Consider the following 785-nt stretch of genomic DNA (forward strand, 5'->3'; position numbering starts at 1 on the left):
AGCAGAAGGTGGGAATATCGCCTTAATTGAAGATGGGGATGAAATCGTGATTGACCTACCAAATCGTACCCTTGATCTACTTGTCGATGATGCAACTCTTGCTGAACGTCGCAAACATTTGAGACCTTTCAAATCAAAAATCTCCAGCGGTTGGTTGCGTCGCTATACAGCCTTTGCCAAATCAGCCAATGTCGGCGGAACCTTGATGAGTGACGAAGAATTCGAAGAACGGAAAGCAGAACGTCAAGCCCAAGAAAAATAAGAAAAAACCTTTCCTGCTATGTGATATCACAAGCAAGAAAGGTTTTTTAGTGGAACGATTATTTGGTGCGCATTTCACCTTGAGGGAAGTAAGTTCCTTCAGGCATATCGTTAATGATGACGTGAACAGCTGACTGAGGAGCACCAGTATTGCGAACAACAGCTTCGGTTACTTCCTTGGCCAAGGCTTTCTTTTGTTCCAAGGTGCGTCCTTCAAATAGGTCAATTCGTACAAATGGCATATGGCCACCTCCTAAATTTTATATAGGACTATTTTATCACATTTTGGGATACAAAGCTTAGCAAAATTATGGTAAAATGATAATGAAACACATTTTAGAGAGAACAGAAGGAAAATGGCACAATTATATTATAAATATGGGACCATGAACTCGGGGAAAACCATTGAGATTTTGAAGGTGGCCCATAATTATGAAGAGCAAGGCAAGAGCGTCGTCATCATGACCTCGGCAATCGATACACGAGATGGAGTAGGAGTGGTTTCTAGTCGGATCGGTATGAAA

Annotated in this window: 1 protein-coding gene and 2 pseudogenes; 2 read left to right on the forward strand and 1 reads right to left on the reverse strand. The window is 41.7% G+C overall.

What is annotated here, in order from left to right; translation table 11 throughout:
• Nucleotides 1-262: pseudogene (locus tag SPADD19_RS06480) on the forward strand (dihydroxy-acid dehydratase domain-containing protein); the annotation flags it as partial.
• Nucleotides 263-320: 58 nt separating this feature from the next.
• On the opposite strand, the gene SPADD19_RS06485 reads toward SPADD19_RS06480, so the two are convergent.
• Nucleotides 321-503 (reverse strand): 4-oxalocrotonate tautomerase, encoded by a 183-nt coding sequence (locus SPADD19_RS06485; RefSeq protein WP_001117401.1) that lies wholly within the window; start codon nucleotides 501-503, stop codon nucleotides 321-323.
• A gap of 114 nt (nucleotides 504-617) precedes the next feature.
• Between SPADD19_RS06485 and SPADD19_RS06490 the strand changes: the two are divergent.
• Nucleotides 618-785 (forward strand): annotated as a pseudogene (locus SPADD19_RS06490) (thymidine kinase); the annotation flags it as partial.

The organism is Streptococcus parasanguinis, assembly GCF_001578955.1.
Taxonomy (GTDB): Bacteria; Bacillota; Bacilli; order Lactobacillales; family Streptococcaceae; genus Streptococcus; species Streptococcus parasanguinis_U.